Here is a 5,135-nt window from a genome sequence, read left to right as displayed (position 1 = left end):
TGATCAGGGAAAGGAGTCGTTATAATGAGTGAAAAAATACCCGTAACAATCATTACAGGATTCTTAGGAGCCGGTAAAACAACCTTGATCAACGAACTCCTGCATCAACCTTATAAGGATAATAGCTACAGTAGCAGGTTATACGGCTGAACATTGGGACCTAGATATACAAGGAAAATGCGATCGAAGTGAACTGGGATACTTATTACAGTAAGGAGTGAATGAATATGGCTGAAAAAACAGATGTGTCTACGGCTCGGCGGATAATGAAAAGTCCGAATAAAAAAACAGCACGACGAGGTCTAAGGGTTATCAAACAACTAAAAAAAGTGAAGCGAGGAGTGAGATAAGATGAGAAAAAATGTCACGTTGGAATGCGTAGAAACTGGCGAACGTCTATATTTGACAAGTAGGAATACAAGCAATGATCCTGAACGCTTAGAACTAAAAAAGTATTCTCAGAAATTGAGACAAAAAGCATTGTTCAGAGAAACCAAATAACAGTAAAATTAAGCCTATGGAACTAATCAGTTTATAGGATGGAATGTGTTTATTCTATCTTATAAACTTTTTTCTATTGCAGACAAAGCAGTGAGTTTCCGAACTGGAATTATTTCATTTTGAGCCAGTCTAACCGTGATTTGGTAAAGAAAATGCCTTGCCGAGCTATCTTTAAGGTGCTTACACTTAATTGGGAAGGCCTTTCACCTACCGAATAAGCAGGTTACAATATCTTTCGAGATAGTTATCGCGAATTTTAAAGAATCGATAGATTAAAAAACTGTTAGTTTAGGGCATGCTGACCAAAGTGATTTGGAAAGAGCGTGACCTTAACTGACAGTTTTTTTAATAGAACATAAAAAAAAGAATCGGTATAAAAATAGCGGGAACAAAATTCATTACTTTAATTTTGGTTGCTTCCAGCATATTTAATCCTAAAGCTAAAATAAGAAGTGATCCGATAGCATTGATATCATTTATCATAGGATCAGTTAAAACAGCATCTAATCCGCTGGCAAACAAGGTGATGGCGCCTTGATAGATGAAAACCACAAACCCTGAGAAGAAGACACCGATGCCCATACTTGAAGCAAGAACAAGACTTGTAAGCCCGTCCATCACTGATTTTGTTAGTAAGATAGTGTGAGTGCCGGCAAGACCACTCTCTAAAGGTCCGACAATCGACATGGCTCCCACGGCCATGATCAGGCTGCTCATCACAAACCCTTTTGATAAGGAGGCTGAACCGTTTTTAGCTGGAAAACGACTTTCAAGCATATTGCCCATATGGATAATTTTTTTGTCTAAATCAATGATTTCACCAATCGTTACACCGATGACCATAGAGAGAATAATATAAATCGTATTTTCTCCTGTAGAAAGACCTGTGGCGCCAATATAGATGGCACTGAGTGCGAGAGCTTTCATCAACGCTTTTTCTATGCGTACAGGAATACCTTTGTTAACGAATAATCCGATAAGGCTCCCCGCGAAAATAGCTATTGTATTTATTATGACTCCAAAAAACATGACAGTGCTCCTTTAGTTACAAAAGTAGTATATGTCTCTCTATTATAAATGGGATATCCTGCTTATACAAATAAGAATACAAACATTCTTATGAGAAAAATACCATTAAAAGTAGAAGGAACTGACTTAAAGTCAGTTCCAACAGCTTTAAAAGATCTAAAACTGATAACGAGCCTGGTAGATGCATCGATTGCGTGCCTTTCGCAGGAGGAAATAGGAGGTGAAGGGCACGCAATCGGTCAAAGCGTGCCCTTCGTAGGAGAAAATAGACGGTGAGGGGTACACTTTTTTTCTGATTACACTTTTTCAATGTTAAAACCCTATCACTCCATAAATAATTGGAGTGATAGGGTTTCATATAAAAAATGAATCAAATTCGATTTATTTCTAGAAGATAATCAGTGTCACTAACTGTTCCGGAGTTATCATTTGTTGACTATCAAGTTACAGTGTACAATTTGGTTGTAAATATAAGCTTATACAGGAACAAACTGAACAGATAAAGGAGGACGTAGTTATGGCAACTGCTGATGCACTCATTATCATTGATATGCAAAATGGCGTCTGTCACTATGAGGATCAGACGATAGGCAATTTAGATTATTTAATTGAAAGAATCAATGAAAGGATCACAGACTATGCTTTAGAAGAGAAACCGATCATATTTATTCAGCATACGGACGACTATTTAGAAAAAGGAACGCAAAAATGGGAAATCATTCCCGAATTGAATAGAAGTCATTCAGAATACTTTATTGAAAAAAGTCATCCCAACTCATTCTATCATACTGATCTGAAAGAAGTTCTGGAAAAGCTGGATGCACAGAAAATCGAAATATGCGGGGTGGAAACGCAGTACTGTGTGGATTCGACCGTGAAATTTGCGCATGGATTAGGCTATACTATTCAGATGCAAAAGGAAACTCATTCTGCCTGGGACAACGCATGGATGACAGGGGATCAAACCGTGCGTTTTTATGAAGAAATATGGCATGATTCTTTTGTTACGTTTATCTGAAAGTATTTTATTTAAGGTGTCAATTTATAGCTGATAATCATCAGGAACTGGTCAATTCAGCAACCACTCTAAAAATTGCGAAAATTGAACTGATCAAATAGAAAGAGTTAACGTCTGTTACCATAAACGTTAACTCTTTTTCTATAGTGTGAAGCGACTTGTTTTTACATCAATTCATCTCAGGAGGGTCTGTCACGATCTGCCACTCGATTCCGAATTTGTCTTTGACCTGAGCGTAAGCTGGGCTGAAACTTGTTTCAGCTAAAGGAATGATGACATCACCACCGCTTGATAATCTTTCAAAGAGCTTTTCTGCCTCTGAAACTTCCTTTAAATCAAGCATAAGCGTGATCATTGAACCGGGAATATACGGTTGACCTGGAAAGATATCCGCGAGCATTAGGCCCGAAGCCCCGATAGCTAAATGTGCGTGAACGACCTTGTCTTTAAAATCTTCCGGCATTTCGCCTTCAAACTCCTGCGGCCAGTCCTTTAACAGCTCAACGCTTTTGATTTCTGTGTCAAAAACAGCTGAATAGAATGAAATGGCTTCTTTGGCATTTCCATCTAGCATCAAGTAAGGCGTTATATTTACATCCATTAAAATCATCCTCTCTTTTATTATGTATAAATATTTTTGTCGTGTTGTCTTTATTAATGTGGATAAAAAATTAGATATCAGGCCTGGATTATATTATAAAAACTATATCATTTTACATAAATAATTACTTTTACAACGTCTGGGTTCATACAACATAGTGATTAAAAGATCTCTCGAAAAGTCACAACTTCTTAAAGAAGGTTGACTTAAAGGAAAGGACTGAGTAAGCTAGTCTAAGGTTCATTTTAAAAAGAAAGTAGAGAATAAAATGCAGCGAAGTGTGAAATTATTTTTTAAATATGTCAGTTTAAACATGCTGGGAATGCTAGGCATTTCTTTCTATATTTTAGCGGATACCTTTTTTATAGCCCAAGCTTTAGGACCGACTGGAATCGCGGCTTTGAATCTCAGCATCCCCGCTTTTGGGATCATACACGGCTTCGGTCTGATGATGGGGATAGGCGGCGCAACAAGGTATAAAATCTTGTTGTCTCAAGATAAACGCGAGCAGGCTAAAAAGGTCTACTCTCAAACCGTTCTGTTTGCCTTGGCATTTGGGGTGCTGTTCTTGGTTGTCGGACAATTTGGTTCAGAAGCGATCGCCCGCTTTTCCGGAGCAGATGTGCAAACGTTTGATGCCACTAGTGTTTACTTGAAAACAATTCTATCGTTCGCACCCTTTTTTGTGCTGAACAATACCTTGCTTTCTTTCATAAGAAACGATGGGGATCCGTCTCTCGCTATGTTCGGGATGGTCATAGGAAGCGTATTGAATGTCGTCTTGGACTATATCTTTATCTTTCCCCTGCAAATGGGCATGTTTGGGGCGGCGTTGGCGACAAGTATTTCGCCGCTCATCAGTCTGGGTGTCTTAATGATTCATTACTTTAAACCAAAGAACAATTTAGCCTTTACCTTTCAAAAAGTAGAAAAGCCCCTGATTCAGGATATCACCTATTTAGGTTCTTCTGCATTTGTTAACGAGATCACCCATTTCGAAGGGATATCTTTTCGATGCATGACCGGAGAGGTTTTGTGTTTTTCCGGACTAGTCGGTTCCGGGCGTTCCGAGCTGATGCAGACGCTATTCGGATTCTTAAAGAAGGATTCCGGGGCAATAGTCTTGAACGGAGAGGAGGTAACTTTTGCTTCGCCTCCCGAAGCTATGAAAAACGGGATTGCCTTTCTTCCCGAGGATCGAAAGATCGCGGCGGCAATTTCTACGATGAATGTGCGGGAAAATATGAGTATTGCGGTCTTGCCGATGAAATTATCGAATTTTCTTTTTGTGAATAGACGAAAGGAAAAGAGTCTCGTCAAAGAATATATAAACAGTTTATCTATAAAAACCGACAGCATGGAAAACCCGATAACAACCTTGAGCGGGGGCAATCAGCAAAAGGTAATTCTTGCACGGTGGTTGGCTATGGGGGGGAGGATTCTCATTGTCGATGAGCCTACTCAGGGAGTAGATGTCGGATCAAAGGCGGAGATACACAGAATACTGCGAGGTCTCGCTCAGCAAGGCATAGCGGTGATTGTTGTTTCATCCGACTTACCCGAGGTATTGAGCTTAGCAGACAGGATAATCGTTATGCGTAGCGGAACGATTGCCGGAGAATTGGATGCAAACGATGCCACAGAGGAAGCCGTCATGGAATTGGCAACCGTTCAGGCTTGTTAACAGAGCAGGAGAAATAAATGGACACACAAGCACCTAATACGAGTAAAGATAAAGACCGACGCGGTCTATCGAATATCAATGTAGGGTGGGGGGTTGTGGCCGCCTTGGCCGCGGAAATCATACTCATGAGTATTCTCTCTCCCTACTTCCTGAGGGTTCAGAACCTTTTCAACGTTTTCAAGAGCATTAGTTTTATCGGGATCGTTTCCGTCGGTATGACCATGGTAATCATAGTAGGTGGGCTCGACCTTTCTGTTGGTTCCATGGTCGGCCTCGGAGGAATGATAACCGCGGGATTGATT

7 protein-coding genes and 2 pseudogenes are annotated in these 5,135 nt (G+C 40.0%); 7 read left to right on the top strand and 2 right to left on the bottom strand.

From position 1 onward, the window contains the following. Positions 1-24: 24 nt before the first annotated feature. The 3 genes and pseudogenes from R6U02_RS04485 to rpmG form a co-directional block, all read left to right on the top strand. Positions 25-114 (top strand): annotated as a pseudogene (locus tag R6U02_RS04485) (GTP-binding protein); the annotation flags it as partial. A gap of 107 nt (positions 115-221) precedes the next feature. Continuing rightward, positions 222-350: a putative metal homeostasis protein gene (locus R6U02_RS04480; RefSeq protein ID WP_410262441.1), complete on the top strand. Its 129-nt coding sequence runs from the start codon at positions 222-224 to the stop codon at positions 348-350. 1 nt (position 351) lies between these two features. Further along, the gene (gene rpmG, locus R6U02_RS04475; RefSeq protein WP_410262440.1) at positions 352-501 is read left to right on the top strand and encodes a 50S ribosomal protein L33; all 150 of its coding nucleotides are present in this window, start codon (positions 352-354) and stop codon (positions 499-501) included. A 345-nt stretch (positions 502-846) separates the two neighbouring features. On the opposite strand, the gene R6U02_RS04470 is transcribed toward rpmG, so the two are convergent. Beyond that, complete coding sequence (locus tag R6U02_RS04470) at positions 847-1,530, bottom strand: DUF554 domain-containing protein (RefSeq protein ID WP_410262439.1); 684 nt, start codon at positions 1,528-1,530, stop codon at positions 847-849. A 90-nt stretch (positions 1,531-1,620) separates the two neighbouring features. On the opposite strand from R6U02_RS04470, the gene R6U02_RS04465 reads away from it, so the two are divergent. Both R6U02_RS04465 and R6U02_RS04460 read left to right on the top strand, forming a co-directional pair. Further along, positions 1,621-1,806, top strand: coding sequence for a hypothetical protein (locus R6U02_RS04465; RefSeq protein WP_410262438.1), 186 nt, complete (start codon positions 1,621-1,623; stop codon positions 1,804-1,806). Between the two features lie 241 nt (positions 1,807-2,047). Continuing rightward, positions 2,048-2,548, top strand: coding sequence for a cysteine hydrolase family protein (locus R6U02_RS04460; RefSeq protein WP_410262437.1), 501 nt, complete (start codon positions 2,048-2,050; stop codon positions 2,546-2,548). Between the two features lie 169 nt (positions 2,549-2,717). Here R6U02_RS04460 and R6U02_RS04455 read toward each other — a convergent pair whose 3' ends face one another. Continuing rightward, positions 2,718-3,149: a VOC family protein gene (locus R6U02_RS04455; RefSeq protein ID WP_410262436.1), complete on the bottom strand. Its 432-nt coding sequence runs from the start codon at positions 3,147-3,149 to the stop codon at positions 2,718-2,720. A gap of 280 nt (positions 3,150-3,429) precedes the next feature. On the opposite strand from R6U02_RS04455, the gene R6U02_RS04450 reads away from it, so the two are divergent. Both R6U02_RS04450 and R6U02_RS04445 read left to right on the top strand, forming a co-directional pair. Further along, positions 3,430-4,833, top strand: a complete 1,404-nt coding sequence (locus tag R6U02_RS04450) for an ATP-binding cassette domain-containing protein (RefSeq protein ID WP_410262435.1) — start codon at positions 3,430-3,432, stop codon at positions 4,831-4,833. Positions 4,834-4,850: 17 nt separating this feature from the next. Next, a pseudogene (locus tag R6U02_RS04445) lies at positions 4,851-5,135 on the top strand (hypothetical protein); the annotation flags it as partial.

This window comes from Alkalibacterium sp. (genome assembly GCF_046484155.1).
GTDB lineage: Bacteria > Bacillota > Bacilli > Lactobacillales > Carnobacteriaceae_A > Alkalibacterium.
Note: the sequence above shows the minus strand (reverse complement) of the source record. Positions and strands in the feature narration are given on the sequence as shown.